The organism is Frankia sp. Mgl5 (genome assembly GCF_023242985.1).
GTDB lineage: Bacteria > Actinomycetota > Actinomycetes > Frankiales > Frankiaceae > Parafrankia > Parafrankia soli.
In genome coordinates this window covers 1-237 of the sequence record NZ_JALKFY010000345.1, presented here as the reverse complement: position 1 = coordinate 237, position 237 = coordinate 1, and the positions used below count along the sequence as shown (strand labels likewise).

The 237-nt window shown below is 55.3% G+C and carries 1 pseudogene; it reads right to left on the bottom strand.

The annotated features are described in order from the left end of the window. A pseudogene (locus MXD62_RS09620) lies at positions 1–237 on the bottom strand (transcriptional regulator); the annotation flags it as partial.

Genomic DNA, 237 nt, shown 5'->3' with positions numbered 1-237 from the left:
GATCAAGACGGTTGTCTCTACCACGGCAACTTTTTTGATTAATTCCAAAAGCGAGAGATAAGAGCGGCTTACTCCGATCATCGGGGTATCTGCATGGGTCTGGCTGTGCTCCCGCCGCATCAGCTGAATCTCCTGGCTGTAGCGTCGTAACAGGGCTTCCGTCTCCTCCAATTGCGAGCTGGTACGGAGCGCTTCCGTGATGTCCCGAGAGTGGGCGACGATCAGGTGCGGATTTCC